The 18,558-nt window shown below is 66.7% G+C and carries 16 protein-coding genes; 13 read left to right on the forward strand and 3 right to left on the reverse strand.

Annotation, left to right across the window (positions count from 1 at the left end; translation table 11 throughout):
* Positions 1 to 57 precede the first annotated feature (57 nt).
* A complete protein-coding gene (locus B5X73_RS02055) occupies positions 58 to 1,353 on the forward strand; it encodes a citrate synthase (RefSeq protein WP_036110144.1) in 1,296 nt (431 codons plus the stop codon).
* 129 nt (positions 1,354 to 1,482) lie between these two features.
* Here B5X73_RS02055 and B5X73_RS02060 read toward each other — a convergent pair whose 3' ends face one another.
* On the reverse strand, positions 1,483 to 2,139 hold the full coding sequence (locus B5X73_RS02060) for a hypothetical protein (RefSeq protein WP_043696081.1): 657 nt from the start codon (positions 2,137 to 2,139) through the stop codon (positions 1,483 to 1,485).
* 34 nt (positions 2,140 to 2,173) lie between these two features.
* Positions 2,174 to 4,750 (reverse strand): penicillin-binding protein 1A, encoded by a 2,577-nt coding sequence (locus B5X73_RS02065; protein ID WP_036110149.1) that lies wholly within the window; start codon positions 4,748 to 4,750, stop codon positions 2,174 to 2,176.
* Positions 4,751 to 4,985: 235 nt separating this feature from the next.
* Between B5X73_RS02065 and B5X73_RS02070 the strand changes: the two genes are divergently transcribed.
* The 11 genes from B5X73_RS02070 (at position 4,986) to B5X73_RS02120 (ending at position 17,395) form a co-directional block, all read left to right on the forward strand.
* Complete coding sequence (locus tag B5X73_RS02070; protein WP_036110152.1) at positions 4,986 to 6,044, forward strand: pilus assembly protein PilM; 1,059 nt, start codon at positions 4,986 to 4,988, stop codon at positions 6,042 to 6,044.
* Entirely contained in the window at positions 6,044 to 6,790 is a 747-nt protein-coding gene (locus B5X73_RS02075) for a PilN domain-containing protein (protein WP_079520382.1), read from the forward strand. The genes B5X73_RS02070 and B5X73_RS02075 overlap by 1 nt, the downstream gene beginning before the upstream one ends.
* Positions 6,787 to 7,437 (forward strand): type IV pilus inner membrane component PilO, encoded by a 651-nt coding sequence (gene pilO / locus B5X73_RS02080; protein WP_036110159.1) that lies wholly within the window; start codon positions 6,787 to 6,789, stop codon positions 7,435 to 7,437. The genes B5X73_RS02075 and pilO overlap by 4 nt, the downstream gene beginning before the upstream one ends.
* Entirely contained in the window at positions 7,437 to 7,964 is a 528-nt protein-coding gene (locus tag B5X73_RS02085) for a pilus assembly protein PilP (RefSeq protein ID WP_036110163.1), read from the forward strand. The genes pilO and B5X73_RS02085 overlap by 1 nt, the downstream gene beginning before the upstream one ends.
* Before the next feature lie 19 nt (positions 7,965 to 7,983).
* On the forward strand, positions 7,984 to 10,263 hold the full coding sequence (locus B5X73_RS02090; RefSeq protein WP_079520542.1) for a type IV pilus secretin PilQ: 2,280 nt from the start codon (positions 7,984 to 7,986) through the stop codon (positions 10,261 to 10,263).
* Positions 10,264 to 10,402: 139 nt separating this feature from the next.
* Complete coding sequence (locus B5X73_RS02095; RefSeq protein WP_036110165.1) at positions 10,403 to 11,395, forward strand: AAA family ATPase; 993 nt, start codon at positions 10,403 to 10,405, stop codon at positions 11,393 to 11,395.
* Positions 11,392 to 12,312: a DUF58 domain-containing protein gene (locus B5X73_RS02100; RefSeq protein WP_079520383.1), complete on the forward strand. Its 921-nt coding sequence runs from the start codon at positions 11,392 to 11,394 to the stop codon at positions 12,310 to 12,312. Before B5X73_RS02095 ends, B5X73_RS02100 begins: the two co-directional genes overlap by 4 nt.
* A gap of 20 nt (positions 12,313 to 12,332) precedes the next feature.
* On the forward strand, positions 12,333 to 12,821 hold the full coding sequence (locus tag B5X73_RS02105) for a DUF4381 domain-containing protein (RefSeq protein WP_176167687.1): 489 nt from the start codon (positions 12,333 to 12,335) through the stop codon (positions 12,819 to 12,821).
* Complete coding sequence (locus tag B5X73_RS02110; RefSeq protein WP_043698355.1) at positions 12,814 to 13,794, forward strand: VWA domain-containing protein; 981 nt, start codon at positions 12,814 to 12,816, stop codon at positions 13,792 to 13,794. Before B5X73_RS02105 ends, B5X73_RS02110 begins: the two co-directional genes overlap by 8 nt.
* Complete coding sequence (locus B5X73_RS02115; RefSeq protein WP_079520385.1) at positions 13,791 to 15,713, forward strand: tetratricopeptide repeat protein; 1,923 nt, start codon at positions 13,791 to 13,793, stop codon at positions 15,711 to 15,713. Before B5X73_RS02110 ends, B5X73_RS02115 begins: the two co-directional genes overlap by 4 nt.
* Positions 15,714 to 15,715: 2 nt before the next feature.
* Positions 15,716 to 17,395, forward strand: coding sequence for a BatD family protein (locus B5X73_RS02120; protein WP_176167688.1), 1,680 nt, complete (start codon positions 15,716 to 15,718; stop codon positions 17,393 to 17,395).
* Here the strand turns inward: B5X73_RS02120 and B5X73_RS02125 are convergent.
* Positions 17,392 to 17,904, reverse strand: a complete 513-nt coding sequence (locus B5X73_RS02125; protein WP_079520387.1) for an O-acetyl-ADP-ribose deacetylase — start codon at positions 17,902 to 17,904, stop codon at positions 17,392 to 17,394. The genes B5X73_RS02120 and B5X73_RS02125 overlap by 4 nt on opposite strands.
* 77 nt (positions 17,905 to 17,981) lie before the next feature.
* Between B5X73_RS02125 and B5X73_RS02130 the strand changes: the two genes are divergently transcribed.
* Complete coding sequence (locus tag B5X73_RS02130) at positions 17,982 to 18,443, forward strand: MarR family winged helix-turn-helix transcriptional regulator (RefSeq protein ID WP_036110181.1); 462 nt, start codon at positions 17,982 to 17,984, stop codon at positions 18,441 to 18,443.
* Positions 18,444 to 18,558: the final 115 nt, after the last annotated feature.

Genomic DNA, 18,558 nt, shown 5'->3' on the forward strand with positions numbered 1-18,558 from the left:
CATTGCTACGTCGTTCCATTGCGTGGAGCGGCGGGAACAAGCACAGAGGAGCTCGCCGTGTCCGACGCCAAAACCGTCAAATTGGTCGATGAATCCAACAAGCCCGTGAGCGAACTGCCGGTCATCGGCGGCACGCTCGGCGCCGAGTGCGTCGACATCGGCACGCTGTACAAGGACACCGGTTACTTCACGTACGATCCGGGTTACGGCAGCACCGCCAGCACCAAGAGCGCCATCACGTACATCGACGGCGACAAGGGTGTCCTGTTGTACCGCGGCTACCCGATCGAGCAGCTGGCCGAGAAGTCCACCTTCCTCGAGACCTCGTACCTGCTGCTCAACGGCGAACTGCCGACGAAGCCGGAGTTCGAGAAGTTCTCCGGTGAGGTCACGCATCACTCGATGATGCACGAGAACCTTAAGGACTTCCTCAAGGGTTTCCATCACAACGCGCATCCGATGGCCATGCTGGCCGCGTCGATCGCTTCGCTGTCGGCGTTCTATCACGACAAGCTCGATGTCGATAACCCGGAAGACCGCAAGCTCGCCGCCATCCGTCTGATCGCCAAGATGCCGACCATTTCGGCCGCTATCTACCGTCATTCGATCGGCTGGCCGACGCGCTACCCGCGCAACAACCTCGAGTACGTCACCCGCTTCCTGCACACCATGTTCGAAGTGCCGAGCGAGCCGCTCGAACTGAACCCGGTGGTCGCCAAGGCGCTCGACCTGCTCTTCATCCTGCACGCCGATCACGAGCAGAACGCGTCGACCTCGACGGTCCGTCTGGTCGGTTCGACCGGTGCCAACCCGTACGCGTCCGTTGCCGCCGGCATCACCGCGCTCTGGGGTCCGGCGCACGGTGGCGCCAACGAAGCCGTGCTCAAGCAGCTCGAAGAAATCGGTACCGCCGACAAGGTCGAGACCGCGGTCAAGCGCGCGAAGGACAAGAACGACTCCTTCCGTCTGATGGGCTTCGGTCACCGCGTTTACAAGAACTTCGATCCGCGCGCCAAGATCATCCGCGAGATGTGCCACAAGGTGCTGGAGGAGCTCGGCGTCAACGATCCGCTGCTCGACGTCGCCATGAAGCTGGAAGAAGCCGCGCTGAAGGACGACTACTTCGTGGAGCGCAAGCTCTATCCGAACGTCGACTTCTACTCGGGCATCATCTACAAGGCGCTGGGCATCCCGACCGAGATGTTCACCGTGATGTTCGCCATCGCGCGTACGTCGGGCTGGATCTCCCACTGGATCGAGCAGCACGAAACCCCGGGGGCGCGCATCGGCCGCCCGCGTCAGATCTACACCGGTGCCGACGTTCGCGATTACATCCCGAACGACAAGCGCTAAAAAGAAACCCCGCGAAAGCGGGGTTTTTTTTAGCGCGGTAGGAGCGCGCCCCGCGCGCGAAAAGCCAACGGAGCGATGAAGCGGTACCCCGTCACCGCCCTGTTGGCTTTTCGCGCGCGGGGCGCGCTCCTACATGGCCGCGTTGTAAGCGGCTACGTCCTCTTCCGCCAGCAGGTTCTGCACCATCGACGCGGTGGCCCGGCGCATCGGGCGTTCGTCGACACGGTCCAGCGGCGCCTGGCGCAGCGCGTCCAGTGGCAGCACGGTCAGGTCGAACGGGATACCGTCCGCACCGAACAGCAGTACCGGATGTTCGCTCTGTTCGTTGTTGGACCAGCGCAGCCGGCGGGTCTGGGTCTCCAGCGGAATGCCTTGTTCCTGCAGGAACAACACAGGCGCTTCAGGGTCATCGCTGAACAGGTGCAGGCAGACGGCCGAGTGCTCGTCCGCCGTGCCTTCGAGCACCGCGCCGACCAGTCGTGCGTCGAACCCGCGCAGAAACCGCATCGCCTCGATGGCTGCCTCGCGACGTGCCCGCAAGGCCTGTGGCTGCGTATCGGCCTGGAAGATGCGCTGGTGTTCGCGCAACGCGTCTTCGATCTCGTTGTTGCGCGGAAGGGCCTGGGTGTCGACGATACCGAGCCGCTCCGCCGCCTTCAGCTTCGCGTGGTGGAAGTCACGAATGCCATGCTCGCTCATCAGGCGCGCCGCCTCCTGGGCGACGAGGACGCGATGCCGCTGCGTCCGGTCCTGCGCATGGATCTTGTGGTGCTCGCCTCGTGCCATGACTCACCCCCGTGTGGTGTGTAATGTGGACGTATCAGAAGATGTCGTAGGCGTGTTCCTGCTGATCCTCCTGCTGTTTCTGCGCCGCCTGTTCGCGAAGACGATCGACATCCTCGACCTTCATGATTTCGTTCATGCCGCCCGGTGAGGGCAGGCCGGAGCCCGGATCGATCTGCACCGTGGCGATGCCCGGAGGCATGGCCAGCGTATGCGACGGCTTGTCCTTGAGTACGGCGCCCATGTAGTCCATCCAGATGGGCAAGGCCGCCTTGGCGCCGAACTCGCCGCGACCCAGGGAGCCGAAGTCGTCGAAGCCGACCCAGACGGCGGTGGAGACATCGCCGTTGAAGCCGACGAACCACGCGTCGCGGTGATCGTTGGTCGAGCCCGTCTTACCGGCGATATCGTCGCGACCGAGCGCGCGCGCCGCCGAGCCCGTGCCGCGCTTGACCACGTCCTGCATCAGCGAGGTCACCAGGTAATCGTTGCGCACGTCGATCACGTGCGGCGCCAGCTTGGGCGCCTGAGCGGTATTGTCGTGGGCGTCGGCAGGCAACACCGCATCGCCGGTACCGCTACCGGCGGCCGTGCTCGCGGCGGCTGGCTTGGCCGGGATCAGCGCCGTCGATGGCTGGGTCGGCGGGCCGGCGGGCGTCGGATTGAGCAGGCGCTCCTGGCAATCCGAGCACGCGCGCTCGGGGTTCGCCACGTAAACCGGCTTGCCGTCGCGATCGTCGATGCGCGAGATGAAGTAGGGCGTGATGAGGTACCCGCCGTTGGCGAACACCGCATAGCCGCGCGCCATGCTCATCGGCGAGACCGAGGCGGTACCCAGCGCCAGCGAGAGGTTCTGGGGCAGGGCGTCCGGCGTGAAGCCGAAGCGCGTCATGTAATCGCGGGCGAAGCGCAGGCCGATCGCGTCCAGCAGGCGGACGGAGACCAGATTCTTCGACTGCACGAGCGCCTCGCGAAGGCGCATGGGACCGGCGAACTTTCCGTCGTCGTTCGCGGGCGTCCACATGCCGTCGGGGCGCGACGGGTCGGGGAAGGCCACCGGCGCGTCGTTGACGATGGATGCGGGTGTGAACCCACGCTCGAACGCGGCCGAGTAGAGATAGGGCTTGAAGCTCGAACCCGGCTGCCGTGCGGCCATGACCGCGCGGTTGAACTTGGACCGTACGAAGCTGAAACCGCCGACCAGTGCGCGGACCGCGCCGTCTTCCGGGTCCAGCGACACGAGGGCGGCCTGCACGGCCGGAATCTGGGTCAGGCGCCACGGCCCCCTGGCCGGCTCGGGATGGGACTCGGTGCTGACCTTGGCGGTGTCGGCGGCGCTGGCGTTTTCGGACAGGTCGTCCTTCTCGCTGCGGATCAGGCGGACGATGTCGCCACGCTTGAGCACCGTGTCGACGCGTGTCGGAGCGGCTCCCGCACGCCCTTCGTTGACGTAGGGCCGGGCCCAGGCGATCGACTCGAGGCTGATGGTGGCGGTTTCCTTGGCGGACAGGTACACCGTGGCCTCCTTCGCGCCGGTCGCGGTCACGATGCCGGGCATCATGCCGGCCACGCTCGTGTAGCCCGCGAGAACGCGGTCGTAGTCCTCGGGGCCAGCCTGCGCGGGCAGTTCCTCGTGACCCTCGGGGCCACGATAGCCATGGCGGCGGTCATAGGCGGACAGGCGTCCGCGCAGCGCGTCGTTGGCGGCGGCCTGACTGTCGCTCGGCACGGTGGTGCGCACGACATAACCTTCGGTCAGGGCGTCGTTGCCCAGCTTCTCCAGCACCTGCTGGCGGACCATCTCGGCGAGGTACGGCGCATCGACTTCGATCTGCTGCTCGTGCGGGAAAGCGTCGTTGGGCTCCTTCACGGCCTCGTCGTATTCGGCCTTGGTGATGAACCGGTTCGACAGCATCTGGCCCAGCACCCAGTTGCGCCGGGTGACCAGTCGCGCCTGGTTGTTCAGCGGATTGACCACCGATGGCAACTGGAACGTGGACGCCAGCGACGCGCATTCGGCCACCGTCAGCTGGTCGAGGGTCTTGCCGTAGTAATACGAGGCCGCGGCGGCCAGTCCGTAGGACCGGTGGCCCAGGAACATCTTGTTGATGTAGAGCTCGAGGATCTGGTCCTTGGTCAGCTCGTTCTCCATGCGCAGCGCGATGAAGACTTCCGTCAGCTTGCGCGAATAGAGCTTCTCGGGGCTGAGGAAGAAGTTGCGCGCCACCTGCTGGGTGATGGTCGAGCCGCCGGGTCCCTTGTCACCGCCGGAAACGATCACGTGGATGCCCGCGCGGGCGATGCCGTGCCAGTCGACACCCGGGTGGCTATAGAAATCCCCGTCCTCGGCCGATAAGACAGCATTCTTGAGGCGTGCCGGAACGTCGGCGATGTGGACCGGGACGCGGCGGGTTTCACCGAAGGAGGCGATCAGGCGTCCATCCGAGCTCAGGACTCGTAAGGGAACCTGCATGTGATAGTCGCGCAGGACCGCCACGGAAGGCAGGCGTGGCGCCAGGAGCCAGTAGGCGACGCCGATGGCGCCCGCCACGAAAAGGATGCCGGCCAGGGCGAGATACAGCGCGATGCGCAGCAGACGCTTGAGAATTCGCATGGAAGAGAGGGGGTCACCGGCGGATGGGTCGTCGCGGAGTATAGAGCCTCGCCGGGGGGTGGGGCGGGTGACCCGGGTTCGACGGGGTGTGAGAGGGTTTCGCTAACCCAGTGACAGGATTTGTGAATTAGTGCCGGTAAGGGCTGAAACGGCCCGTTGCCAATCCGTTAAGTTTTAGATCTAATGCCTTCGCGCCGAAGACCAATTCCGACAAGGCGCGGGGAAGGGGGACAACGTGGGGCTCTTTACACCCAAAGCGGCGCCGCTCATCGGCGTCGATATCAGTTCGACCGCAGTAAAGCTGCTGCAGCTCAGTCAGGCAGGTGGACGCTACCGCGTCGAGCACTACGCCGTTGAGCCGTTGCCGCCAAATGCCGTCGTTGAAAAGAACATCGTCGAGGTCGAGGCGGTAGGCGAAGCCATTCGCCGCGCCCTGGCCCGGTCCGGATCCAAGCTCAAGCACGCGGCGGCAGCCGTGGCGGGTTCGGCCGTGATCACCCGCATCATTCCCATGTCCGCCGATCTCTCCGAGGACGACCTCGAGGGGCAGATCCAGGTCGAAGCGAACCAGTACATCCCCTACCCGATCGAGGAAGTCAGCCTCGATTTCGAGGTCATGGGGCCGGTTCGTGACAACCCGGAAATGAATAACGTGCTTCTGGCGGCCTCCCGCACCGAAAACGTGGACATGCGCATCGCCGCGCTCGACCTGGGCGGTCTGACCGCCCGCGTGGTCGACGTCGAGGCCTTCGCCATGGAGAACGCCTTCGGGATGGTCGCCGACCAGCTCGCGGTGTCGCGCGACGCCCTGGTGGCGGTGGTCGACATCGGCGCGACCATGACCACGCTGGCGGTACTGAAGAACCAACGGACCATCTACTCGCGCGAGCAGGTCTTCGGCGGCAAGCAGCTGACCGACGAAATCATGCGTCGCTACGGCCTTTCCTATGAGGAAGCCGGTCGTGCCAAGCGCAAGGGCGGCCTGCCCGAGTCGTACGAGATGGAGGCACTGGAGCCGTTCAAGGAGTCGCTGGTCCAGCAGGTCAGCCGCCTGCTCCAGTTCTTCTTCGCCGGTAGCGAATACAGCCGCGTCGACCAGGTGGTTCTCGCCGGCGGTTGCGCCGCGATCGACGGCATCACCGAGTTGCTCGAGCAGCAGCTGGGTGTGCCGTGCGTCGTCGCCAACCCGCTGGCGCGCATGTCGCTGTCCAGCCGCGTGCAGGCACAGACCCTGGCCCAGGACGCCCCCGCGCTGATGATTGCCGTCGGCCTCGCCATGAGGAGCTTCGACTGATGGCACGGATCAACCTACTTCCCTGGCGTGCCGAGCGCCGTAAACAGCGCGAGCGGGAGTTCTACATCCAGCTCGGTCTGGCCTTTGGCGCCGCCCTCGTGGTGCTGATCGGCTGGTCGCTGTGGATGGACGCCCGGATCGACAACCAGAACGAGCGAAACGACTACCTGACCACCGAGATCAAGCAGCTCGACGATCGCATCGCGAAGATCAAGGATCTGGAGAAGGTCAGGGCCGATCTGCTCCAGCGTAAGCAGATCATCGAACAGCTGCAGGCCAACCGGTCGCAGATGGTCCACCTGTTCGACGAACTGGTGAAGACGATCCCGGCATCGGCTCGCCTGGCCGGCATGAAGCAGTCGGGTGACTCGATGTCGCTCGATGGCGTCGCCCAGTCGAACTCCAGCGTGGCCGAGTACATGCGCAACGTCGAGGCGTCGCCCTGGATGGGCCATGCCGACCTGCGCAAGACCGAGAACACGCATGACGCCTCGCGCATGCCGTATGCCTTCGGTCTCGACGTCCACCTGAAGAGCCCGGGCGACAATCCGCAGGACGGCGCCCCCGCCGGTGCCTCCACGGTCGCCCCGCCGGCCGCCGCGGTGCCCGCGCCGCTGGTCAACGCCGCCAATGCCGTTACGGCCAGCCCGGGTGCTCCCGCACCCGCCGCGGCGCCGGCTACGCCTGCCACTCCGCCGGCGGCCACGCCTGCGGCTGCCGCCGCTCCGGCAGGAGTCAAACAATGAAATTCTTTGACGATCTGCGCAATCTCGATCGGCACAACGTCGGTGGCTGGCCGAAGCCCATCAAGATGTTTTTCACCGGCCTGGTCTTCGTGATCGTGGTGCTGGCTGGCTGGTACTTCCAGATCAGCAGCCAGCAGGACGACCTGGCCAGCGCCGAGTCCAAGGAAACCAGTCTCAAGTCCGAGTTCTCGCAGAAGCAGGCCAAGTCCGCCAATCTCGAGGCCCTGGAGCAGCAGCTTTCCGACATGCAGGACATGTTGCGGACCCTGCTGCGCCAGTTGCCGAGCAAGACGGAAATGCCCGAGCTGCTGATCGACATCTCGCAGACGGCGTTGGCCGCGGGCATCGAGACCGAGCTGTTCCAGCCCGGTCCGGAAACGCCGAAGGACTTCTACGCCGAGAAGCCGATCACGCTGCGCATGGTCGGTACTTACCACCAGTTCGGCACCTTCATCAGTGGCGTGGCCTCGTTGCCCCGCGTCGTGATTCTGACGCTGCACGACGTCTCGCTGAGCCCGAAGAGCACCGACAAGAAGGCGGCCGGCAACGGCCAGCTGGTTCTCCAGGGCACCGTGAAGACCTACCGCTACCTCGAGGACGACGAGACGCCGCAGGCGAAGAGCAAGCTGCAGAAGGGGAATAAGTGATGAATCGCCATTACTCCCTCGCCCGCCCGCTGGCCGTCGCGCTGTTCGGTGTCATTTCGCTCGCCGGTTGCACCAAGGGCACGTCCGACCTGCGCGAGTGGGTCGACGCCGAAAAACACAAGAAAGGCGAGCCGATCCCGCCGTTGCCGGTGATCCGCACGTTCGAGACGTTCGCTTACCAGGACCAGGGCGCGCGCGATCCCTTCAGCCCGAGCACGGCTGAAATGGACAGCAACGTCGCCAGTGGTCCCCGTCCGGACGAAAACCGTCCGAAGGAACCCCTGGAAATGTTCGGCCTCGACGCTCTCAAGATGGTTGGCACGGTTGGTGCTGGTGCAAACCTGGAGGCGCTTGTGAAGGATCCCGGTGGGGTGATCCATCGTGTCCATCGCAATGAGTACATGGGGCAGGCCTACGGACGCATCACGGCCGTTGGCGAGGATCGGATCGATCTGGTCGAACTGGTGCCGAATGGCTCGGGCGGCTGGATGGAGCGTCCGGCAAGCATCGCGGTCGGCGAAAAATAAGAACTCGGGGATGACGCACATGACGACCAAACTGAATCATCTGCCGGGTAGCGCGCGTCTTCGCACGCGCCGCTGGATCCTCGGCACCGCGCTGGCCTTCGCCGGCGGTTTCGCCAGTGCCGCGTCGGCGGAGAACACGTTGCAGAACGTGAGCTACGACGCGCAGCCCGGCGGCCGCATCGAACTCCGGCTGGCTTTCTCGGAAAAGGCACCGGATCCGAAGGTCTTCACGACCAACAATCCGCCGCGTATCGCGATCGACCTTCCGGACACCACCAACAGCTACAGCACCCGCCATCTCGATATCGGCAAGGGCTCGACATCGGGCGTGTCGGTGGTCTCCGCCGGTGGCAAGACCCGCGTCACGGTCGAGCTTTTCCGTGAGTCGGCATACCGCACGCGCGTCGATGGCAAGAACCTCGTCGTCACCGTGAACAACGGTCCAACGGGTGCCACGACGACGACGGCGACCGTTTCCGATCCGACCAAGGCGTTGCCTTCGTCAGCCGGCACGCCGGTATCGAACATCGACTTCCGTCGCGGGCCGAACGGCGAAGGCCGCGTGCTGGTCACGCTGGGCAGCTCGGCCACGACGCCGGAAATGCACCGCGAAGGCGACCACGTGATCGTCAGCCTGTCGGGTTCGTCGCTGCCGCCCAAGCTCGCTCAGCGTCTCGACGTGCTCGACTTCGCCACGCCGGTGCAGTCGATCGAATCGAAGTCGGCTCCCGGCGGTGCCCGCCTGGATGTCCGCACCAAGGGCGATGTCGAAGTCTCGGCCTATCAGAGCGGCAGCGATTATGTCGTCGAGGTGGCGCCGAAGAAGGCCGCCGCACCGACGGGCAAGGCCGCGAAGGGTCAGGATCCGACGTATTCGGGTTCGCGTCTGACCTTCAATTTCCAGGATATCCCGGTGCGTTCGGCCCTCCAGCTGATCGCGGACGAAGCCAAGCTCAATCTGGTCGCCTCCGACAGCGTCGGCGGCAGCGTCACCCTGCGACTGGTCAACACGCCGTGGGATCAGGCGCTGGACGTGATCCTGCGGGCCAAGGGTCTGGACAAGCGTCGCAGCGGCAACGTCGTCTGGATCGCTCCGCAGGCCGAGCTTGCCAGCTACGAGCAGAGCCTCGCCGACGCTCGTCAGAAGGCCCAGGATTCCGCGGAGCTGGTGTCCGATTACATCCCGATCAGCTACGGCAAGGCGGAAGACATCGCCAAGCTGCTAACCCAGGGCAGCATGCAGGGCGGCGGTGGCAGCAGCGGCTCCAATACGACGCGTGGCTTCCTTTCCCCGCGTGGCAGCGTCTCGTTCGACGACCGCACCAACACGCTGCTGATCAACGACACGCCCGACAAGATCCGTGACCTGCGCGAGCTGATCGGTACCCTTGATCGTCCGGTGCAGCAGGTGCTGATCGAGTCGCGCATCGTGGTGGCGACCGATACCTTCACCCGCGAGTTGGGTGTGCGCTGGGGCGTCCAGGGATACAACCACAACAACGCCAACCAGGTCGTCGGTACGTCGCCGGATCTGAGCAGCGGCTCCACCGGTACCACGGCCGGCGGCACGGGCGGTCTGGTTACCAGCGTCCACAACAGCGATGTCGGCTATACCAACGCGGTGAACCAGTACAACGCCAACGGCGGCACGGGGACGATCCCGACGCCTGCCGCGGTCAGCCTGCCGGGTGGCTACAACGTCAACCTGCCGGTCGCGAACCCCTCGGGCAGCATCGGCCTGGCGATCCTGGGTGCGAACTATCTGGTCGACCTCGAGCTTTCGGCGGCGCAGACCGAGGGTCGCAGCGAGCTGATCTCGAGCCCGCGTGTGATCACGGCCAACCAGCAGGAAGCGGTCATCAAGCAGGGTCAGCAGATCGGTTATGTGACCTACCAGGCCTCGAGCTCCGGCGGCGGCGCGCAGAACGCCACGGTCCAGTTCAAGGATGCCGTGCTCGAGCTGCGTGTGACACCGACGATCACCGCCGACAGCCGCGTGTACCTGAAGATCAACGTGAAGAAGGACGCGCTGGCCCAGTTCGTCGCCAGCCCGGGCGGCGGTTCGGTCCCGCAGATCGACACCCGCGAAATCAACACCTCGGTGCTCGTCGACAACGGTCAGACCGTCGTCCTCGGTGGCATCTACGAGATCACCAAGACGAACACGACCAAAAAGGTCCCGGGTCTTGGCGATATCCCCGGTCTGGGCGTGCTGTTCCGCAATACTTCGCGGACCAACGACAAGGCCGAGCTGCTGATCTTCGTCACGCCGCGGATCCTGTCCGACACGCTGCAGTAAGCGCGTCGCCAGGACAACGGAGAAAGGCGGCCCGCGTGGCCGCCTTTTTCGTTTCGTGACCCGTGAACGACATCCGGGCCTAAACTTCCCGGCCTCGCTGTGGTCTCATCGGGGACTTCCACCGACACGAGAGCCCCCGATGTCCGAGACGCCAGCCGCCACGACCCCGCTCCAGGAGGCCTTCGTCCGCCTGCGCGAGGAACTGACCCGGGGCATCATCGGGCAACCTCACCTGGTCGAATGCCTGCTCATCGCCCTGCTGGCCGACGGGCACCTGCTGGTCGAAGGCGCGCCCGGTCTGGCCAAGACGACGGCCATCAAGGCGCTGGCGACGCGCGTGGAAGCCGACTTCCACCGCATCCAGTTCACGCCCGACCTGTTGCCCGCCGACCTGACCGGCACCGATATCTTCCGGTCGCAGACCGGCACGTTCGAATTCGAACGCGGGCCGCTGTTCCATAACATCGTGCTTGCCGACGAGATCAATCGCGCGCCGGCGAAAGTCCAGTCCGCGCTGCTCGAGGCGATGGCCGAACGGCAGATCACCATCGGCCGCCGCACCTGGCCGCTGCCTGATCTGTTCATGGTGATGGCCACTCAGAACCCGATCGAGCAGGAGGGAACGTTCGCACTGCCCGAAGCCCAGCTCGACCGTTTCCTGATGCACGTGACCATCGGCTATCCGGACGCCGAGGCGGAACTCGCCATTCTCCGTCTTGCTCGGCAGCAGGCCCGCGAGGTCATGCACCCGGCGCCGCCACCGGCACACATGCTGCGCCCGGCGGACGTCTTCGCGGCGCGCGACGCGGTGCTCTCGGTACACATGGCGGCGCCGCTGGAGCTCTACATCACGCAGCTGGTCGTCGCCACGCGCGAGGCCGGCAAATACGGTGCGGAACTGGCGCGATGGATAGCCTGGGGTGCCAGCCCGCGTGCCACCATCGCGCTGGACCGCTGTGCGCGCGCGCACGCGTGGCTCGCCGGTCGCGATTATGTCCTCCCGGAGGATATCCATGCGATCGCCCACGAGGTGCTTCGCCATCGCGTGTTGCCGAGCTACGAGGCCGAAGCGGAAGGCGTGCGCGTGGATACAGTGATCGATCGCCTGCTGGACCTCGTGCCGCTGCCGTGAATGCCGCTGTCACCGACGTCGAAGGGCGCGTCCACGTCTCGCTCCCGGAACTGATCGCCCTGCGCTCCCGCGTCGCGCGTGCACCTGCTCCCCCGGTCGTATCGCGCGCTCCGCGACATGGCCAGCGCCCGGCGCGGCTGCATGGCCGGGGCATGGACTACGCCGAATCCCGCGTCTACCAGGCCGGTGACGATGTGCGCCGCATGGACTGGCGCCTGACGGCGCGAAGCGGTGTCGCGCATACCAAACTCTTTCAGGAAGAGCGCGAGGGACGCCTGCTGATCCTGCTGGACATGAACGCAAGCATGCGTTTTGGAACGCGCACGCGCTTCAAGTCCGTGCAGGCCGCGCGAGCGGCGGCGACAGCCGCCTGGTACGCACTGCGCGGCACGGAGCGCGTGGGCGTGCTTGCCTTTGGCGGACAACGTCAGGTCGTCAGGCCTCAGGGCGGAGCGCGTGGCGCGCTGACGGTGCTCGGTGCGATCGCCGCATGGGATGCGCTCCCCGCGGATGGCGATGAGTCGCTGTCTTCCGCGCTGCAGCGGGCGGGACGATTGATGCACGGTGCGTCACGCGTTCTGTTGATCAGCGACGGATTCGCCGTGGACGAGGCCGCACGTGGCCGCATGCTCGGGCTGGTCGGCAGGGCTGAAGTCTCGGTGCTGGGCGTCGCCGATCCGCTGGAGCTCAGCGAACCGCCCGCCGGTCGCTACCCCTTCGCTTACCGCGGTACGCATTACGACATCGCGCTTCAGGGCGATCGACAGCGCGAAGAGTTCGCCCGCGGCCTCGGCGAAGGGCAGCGCAGACTGACCGCGCTGGCGGGCGGTCTTGGCCTGCGCGTGCGCACGATCAATACCACCGACGATCCGCTCGACGCGGTCACCGCGTTGCTGGGTACGAGGAGGGCGCGCTGATGCCGGATCAGGGACCCCGCTTGCGCGATGTTCACGTGCCGCACGTCTCGGCGTGGTGGCCATTGGCACCGGGCTGGTGGGTGCTGGCCGCGCTGCTGCTGATCGTGGTGGCGGTGCTGATGCTGGCCTGGCGCAGACGTGCCGCGTGGCATCGGTACGTCGACGGCACGTTGCAGGAACTGCGTGACGCATCGCGGCGGCATGCGCAGGACGGCGACGCCGCGGCGTTCGCGACGACGGTCAGTCAGCTGATCAGGCGCGTGGCGCGCACGCGCGATCCACGAAGCGTGACCCTGCGCGGCGCCGCGTGGCGTGATGCGCTGGCGTCGATGGCGCCCCGGCAGGATGTCACGCGCATCGCCGAGCTCGATGTCGCCTTGTACCGCCCCGCGGTATCGCTCGACGCATCCGTCGTGGCTCGCGACGCCGAGGCCTGGGTCCGCCAGGCGATGCGTCGCGACGCGCAGCGTCCGCATGCGGGGAGGGCGAAGACGCATGTCGGTGCCTGATTTCGCGTGGCCCTGGGTGTTCCTCGCGCTGCCACTGCCGTGGCTCCTGCGTCGCGTCCTGCGACCGGTGAAGCCAGCGCAGGCAATGAATCTTCCACAGCCCGGCCTGACGTTGATGCAGGCGGCCCGGATGCGTGCGCCATTCGCATCGACGTTGTTGCTGGCGCTGGCGTGGCTCTGTCTCGTCACCGCGGCGGCACGGCCGCAGCGACTCGGCCCGCCGGAGCCGCAGCAGCGCAGCGGGCGTGCGACGATGCTCGCCGTCGATCTCTCGGGCAGCATGGCGCTCGACGACATGCGCCTGGCAGGACGCACGGTGACGCGCTTCGCCGCGGTCGAAGCGATCGCGGGCGATTTCATCGACCGACGTGCGGGCGATGAGCTGGGGCTCATCCTGTTCGGATCGCAGGCGTACCTGGTGACGCCGCTGACGTACGATCTCGACGCGGTTCGCGCGCAGTTGCATGGCGCCGTCGTCGGCCTGCCGGGACGGGAAACCGCCATCGGCGATGCGCTGGCTGTCGCCGTAAAGCGTCTCGCCGACATGCCCGAGCAGGCGCGCGTCGTCGTCCTGCTGACGGATGGCGTGAACAACGCGGGGTCGATCGCGCCGCGCGAAGCGGCACGCGCGGCGAAGGCCGCAGGGGTTCGTGTCTATACGATCGGCATCGGTGCCACCGCGATGCGCGTGCCCGACTTTTTCGGTAGCCGCACGGTCAATCCGTCGGCCGATCTGGACGTCGGCATGCTGACCGACATCGCCAACCAGACCGGTGGGCGGTTCTTCCGCGCGACGGATACGGATGAACTGGCTAACGCCTATCGTGCCATCGACGCGCTCGAGCCGGTGCCGCAGCAGGGCGCCGCCCTGCGTCCGCATGTCGAACTGTTTCGCTGGCCTCTCGTCGTCGCGCTGGGTTTGCTCGCGTTGGCCGCGCTGCCTCGTTATCTGGGTGGGAGAGTGCGCGCATGAGCACCTGGATCGCCGACTTTCATTTCCTCGAACCACGCTGGCTGTGGTTGCTGATCCTCGTGCCCGTCATCGGGTGGATCGTGGGGCGTCGCTCGGGAGAGTCCCGCGCCTTGTCCCGGATCGCGGACCCCGCCTTGCTTCCGTATCTGCTCGACGGCAAGCCCGCGGCATCGCGCGCGCCGGTCGCGGCGGTGGTCGCGGCATCGTCGCTCGCCGTGCTCGCGCTGGCGGGGCCCACATGGGATCGCCAGTCGCAGCCGCTGTTCGCGGAGCGAGCCGGGCAGGTCGTCGTGGTATCGATGTCACCGGACATGCTCGCGAAGGATATCGTTCCGGATCGCCTCAGCCGCGTGCGTTACAAGATCCGCGAACTGTATGCCGCGAACAAGGACGGCATGAACGCGCTGATCGCGTACACGGGCGAGGCATTCATCGTGGCGCCGCTGACCACGGATGCGCACAGCGTGGACGATCTGCTCACGGCGTTGTCGCCCGACACCATGCCGGTGACCGGCGATGATCCGGGCAAGGCGATCGACATGGCGGCGGACCTCATCCGTCACGCGGATCTGCGTGGCGGGTCGATCGTTCTCGTCACGGATCGCGCCGATGCATCCGCCGCGTCGGCAGCGCGCCGCGCGCGCGCGGCCGGCGCAACCGTGTCGGTGCTCGGCGTCGGTACGACGCGTGGCGGTCCCGTGCCGACCGGGGACGGGGGTTTCCTGAAGGACGATCGCGGCGATATCGCGCTGGCTGCCCGTGACGACGCGTCCCTGTCCGCCGTGGCATCCGCCGGCGGCGGCCGCTTCGTTCCCGTGGCGGATGGCGGCTCCGACGTCGCGGCGCTCCGGGCCTTTCTCAGCGGCGATGGTGACGGGAAGGCCGTCTCCGGCGCGAAGGCAGGTGAGTGGCAGGATCGCGGACCGTGGCTGCTCCTGCCCGTGCTTCTGCTGGTGGCGCTGGCGTTCCGTCGTGGCTGGTTGCTCGTTCTGGCGATGGCCTGTCTGCCATGGTCGCCGCCCGCGCATGCGGATGGCGTCGCCGATGCCTTCCGCACGCGCGATCAGCAGGCGGCGCAGGCCCTGCGCGAAGGCGATGCAAAGCGCGCACAGGCGCTTGCACGCGATCCTGCCCTGCGTGGTGTGGCGGCATACAAGGCCGGGGATTTCGCGGCGGCGGAGGCGGCGCTCAAGTCAGGCAAGGACGGCGATTCGCAGTACAACCTCGGCAACGCGCTGGCGAAACAGCAGCGCTACGAGGATGCGATTGCCGCCTACGACCGTGCGCTGCGCATCGATCCGCATGACGAGGACGCGATCGCCAATCGCAAGGCGGTCGCGGATTATCTGAAGCAGCAGAAAGACGGTTCGAAGCAGCAGCAGGACAAGGGCGGCAAGCAGGACGCGAAGAACGGGGACAAGGATCAGCACGGCCAGTCGGGGCAGCAGGACAAGGGCCAGTCGTCCGGGCAGCAGGACGGCAAAGATAAACAGGACGGCCAGAGCGGGCAGCCGTCGGGCGCCGATGGAAAAGGCGAGGATGCGTCCGACAAGGGCGCGCAGGACAAGGCAGGCGAAGGCGAGGGCGGCGACAAGGCGAAGGACGACGGCAAGGGGCAGGCGCCGCAGGGCGACGCCACAGCCAAGTCCGCCGCCGAGCAGGCGCAGGCCGATCGCGCCAAGGCGGCGCTCAAGGAAAAGATGGATCAGGCGCTCGCCGGTAAGGCGGGGCAGCCGGATGCGAAGGACGACGGCAAGGGGCACGATCTGGGCGCATTGTCCGCCAGCGATGCCGCGTCGAAATTGCCGCCCGACGTGCAGCGCGCGCTGCTTCGCGTGCCGGACGATCCGGGCGGTTTGTTGCGGAGAAAGTTCATGCTCGAGTATCAGCGTCGTCATGGGACGGAGCCGGAGGAATGACGATGCGTCGCGTAATCCTCGCCTTCCTTCTGATGTGCGTGCCCGTCGTCGTCCTGGCACAAGCCAGCGGGCCAACGGCCTCGCTCGACCGAACGACGATCGGCGCGGGCGAAACCGTCACCCTGAACATCGAAGTCGCCGACGACGCCGACCCGTCGCCGGACCTCGCGCCACTGATGCAGGACTTCGTGGTTCTCGGCACGTCCACCAGCCATAACCTCAGCATCATCAACGGGCGCCGTGAGGCGCATACCGTGCTTGGCGTCGCGTTGCGGCCGCGTCGCGAAGGTCGTCTGACCATCCCGTCGCTGGTCATCGGGGGGCAGCGGACACAGCCTCTCTCGGTGGAGGTCAGCGCCTCCGCCGATAACGGTGCGTTACCGACGGAGAAGTCCGTCGTTCTCGAGGGCAAGGCGGATCCCGCGCAGGTGTATGTCGGTCAGCAGATCGATTACACGCTGCGCCTGTACTTCGCCGTCAATCTGGCGGATGGACAGCTCGGCGATCCGTCGGCGGAAGGGGCCGAGGTCCGCCGTGTGGGGCAGGATGCGAACTTCCAGACCGTTCGCGGGGGCCGGCGGTTCAACGTGGTCGAGCGTCACTACGCCATTTTTCCCCAGCGCGCCGGGGCGCTGTCCATCCAGCCGCCAGCCTTTCAGGGCACGGCGGTGGATCCCACGGACGCCAATGCATTCTTCGGCGCGGGTTCGCCCGTCAATGCCGTGGCCGAGCCCAGCGGCATCCAGGTGCGCGCGCGTCCGACCGCTGCGGCCAGCGGTGCGTGGATACCCGCCCGCGAACTCAAACTCGCCCTCGACGGTGTGCCACCCGATGGCAAGGCCCGCGTCGGTCAACCGCTGACGCTGACCATGCGGCTCGATGCGACGGGCATGCCGTTCGAGGCGCTGCCGGCGCTGTCGCTGCCGACGCTCGACGGCGCGGACGTCTATCCCGACAAGGCGGTTACCGGTGGCGGCGTCAGCGGGCCGTGGATCACGGGCCACCGGCAGCAGGGCTTCGCCGTGGTGCCAACGCGTCCGGGGACGCTGCATATCCCGGAGACGACGCTGCACTGGTGGAACGTGGTGACTGATAAGGCCGAAGTGGCGACCTTGACGGCACGCGACATCGAGGTCGCACCCGCCAGCGGCGCGGCGGTGGCCGGCGCCGGAACCACGCCGGTCGCGCAAACGGTCCGGCCGGACGCTTCGTCAGCGGCGGGCTCCGCGGTTGTCGAAGCCGGCTTACCGTGGCGATGGCTGTTCTTCGGTGCGCTCGCCTTGTGGCTGGTTACCGTCGGTATCTGGGTGATCCTGCGCCGACGCGGTGGGGTCATCGCGGCCGCGAGACCGGCGGAGGCGACAGCACCGGCGACCCGCGAAGGTCCGGCGCGTGAGGTTTTTCTCAAGAGTGTCGACGCCGACGAGCCTGCCGCCATCGAGCGCAACCTGCTTATCTGGGCGCGCGCGGTGCAGCCATCGATACGATCACTGGGTGCGCTGTCGACCGCTCTGGCCCCGGGTTCGCAGCCGGTCGCGATCGCCGGTCTGCAGCGCGCACGCTTCGCTGGCGGCACGCTCGACCGGAGCGCCTTGCGGACGGCGTTCGCCAAGGGCTTCGTCTGGAAATCCGTCGGCGGCGCCGGTGACACGCCGGGCCTGCCGCCGCTCTACCCTCGCTAGGGGTTGAGCGCCGTCTCGTACGCGCGCGTCATCGCGGCACCGAACGTGCAGAAGATCACCTGTGCCGGCCTCCACGGCGCGCCGCGCAGGGTGTCGACGGCGACCCGGGCGGCCGCCTCGGGCGGGTAACCGTAGACCCCCGCGCTGATGGCGGGGAAGGCGATGGAGTCGATGCCGTGCTCCTTCGCCAGGGCCAGGCTGGCGCGGTAGCAGGCCGCCAGCAGCCCGGCTTCGCCGCGTGTGCCGCCGTGCCAGACCGGTCCCACGGTATGAATCACGAAGCGCGCGGGCAGGTCGAACCCCGGCGTGATCCGTGCTTCGCCGGTGGGGCAGCGAACGCCTCGCGGGCTTTCGGGGAGCGCACGGCAGGCCGCCAGCAATCGCGGCCCCGCGCCACGGTGGATCGCACCGTCCACGCCCCCTCCGCCCAGGAGGGATTCGTTCGCCGCGTTGACGATGGCGTCGACGGCCAGCGTCGTGATGTCGCCCTCGCGAATCGTGAAGCTCATGGCTCAACTCCTTGTGACGGCACGCCCGCAATTGGCTACGATGGCGCCTTGTCAGTTCTGTATTGTTTCAGAAGGTTATGGCCGACTCGCTCAAAGTTGAAGACATCTCGTTCGCCTATCTCATCAACGACGTGACCTTGCTCTTCCGCAAGCACTTCGATCGGCGGGCCGTGCGCTTTGGGCTGACGCGCGCGCAGTGGCGTGCCCTGAAGGCGCTTCATCGCCGGCCAGGCATGCGCCAGAACGAACTGGCGGAGCAGCTCGATATGGAGCCGATCGCCGTGGGCAGGGTCATCGACCGCCTTCAGGCCGCCGGTTTCGTGGAGCGTCGCGCCGACCCCAAGGATCGCCGCGCCTGGCGCCTGCACGATACGGAGCAGGCCCGCGGGGTGATCGACGACATGGAAGACATCGCACGCGGCCTGCGCCGGGATGCGACGCAGGGCATCTCGCCCGACGACCTCCAGGTCATGCTGGCCGTCATGGACCGCATGAAGGAAAACCTCCAGGGCCTCGATGGTCCCGGCGAGGAACTCTGAGCGCCGGGTCAACCTCGGTGCCGGATATGCGTTAGCTTTTACGGATAGCCCACCCGAAAAAAACCATGTCCGCGTCATCGAGCGCGGCGACCGGAGCCTGAGGGTTCCGGCCGGA

It is taken from the genome of Luteibacter sp. 22Crub2.1 (genome assembly GCF_900167995.1).
Taxonomy (GTDB): Bacteria; Pseudomonadota; Gammaproteobacteria; order Xanthomonadales; family Rhodanobacteraceae; genus Luteibacter; species Luteibacter mycovicinus.

Excerpts from the sequence above, each read along its gene's own strand:
- B5X73_RS02060 (WP_043696081.1), bottom strand. The coding sequence starts at position 2,139 with ATGGCACGAGGCGAGCACCACAAGATCCATGCGCAGGACCGGACGCAG.
- B5X73_RS02065 (WP_036110149.1), bottom strand. The coding sequence starts at position 4,750 with ATGCGAATTCTCAAGCGTCTGCTGCGCATCGCGCTGTATCTCGCCCTG.
- B5X73_RS02075 (WP_079520382.1), top strand. The coding sequence starts at position 6,044 with ATGGCACGGATCAACCTACTTCCCTGGCGTGCCGAGCGCCGTAAACAG.
- pilO (WP_036110159.1), top strand. The coding sequence starts at position 6,787 with ATGAAATTCTTTGACGATCTGCGCAATCTCGATCGGCACAACGTCGGT.
- B5X73_RS02085 (WP_036110163.1), top strand. The coding sequence starts at position 7,437 with ATGAATCGCCATTACTCCCTCGCCCGCCCGCTGGCCGTCGCGCTGTTC.
- B5X73_RS02090 (WP_079520542.1), top strand. The coding sequence starts at position 7,984 with ATGACGACCAAACTGAATCATCTGCCGGGTAGCGCGCGTCTTCGCACG.
- B5X73_RS02095 (WP_036110165.1), top strand. The coding sequence starts at position 10,403 with ATGTCCGAGACGCCAGCCGCCACGACCCCGCTCCAGGAGGCCTTCGTC.
- B5X73_RS02115 (WP_079520385.1), top strand. The coding sequence starts at position 13,791 with ATGAGCACCTGGATCGCCGACTTTCATTTCCTCGAACCACGCTGGCTG.
- B5X73_RS02120 (WP_176167688.1), top strand. The coding sequence starts at position 15,716 with ATGCGTCGCGTAATCCTCGCCTTCCTTCTGATGTGCGTGCCCGTCGTC.
- B5X73_RS02125 (WP_079520387.1), bottom strand. The coding sequence starts at position 17,904 with ATGAGCTTCACGATTCGCGAGGGCGACATCACGACGCTGGCCGTCGAC.
- B5X73_RS02130 (WP_036110181.1), top strand. The coding sequence starts at position 17,982 with ATGGCCGACTCGCTCAAAGTTGAAGACATCTCGTTCGCCTATCTCATC.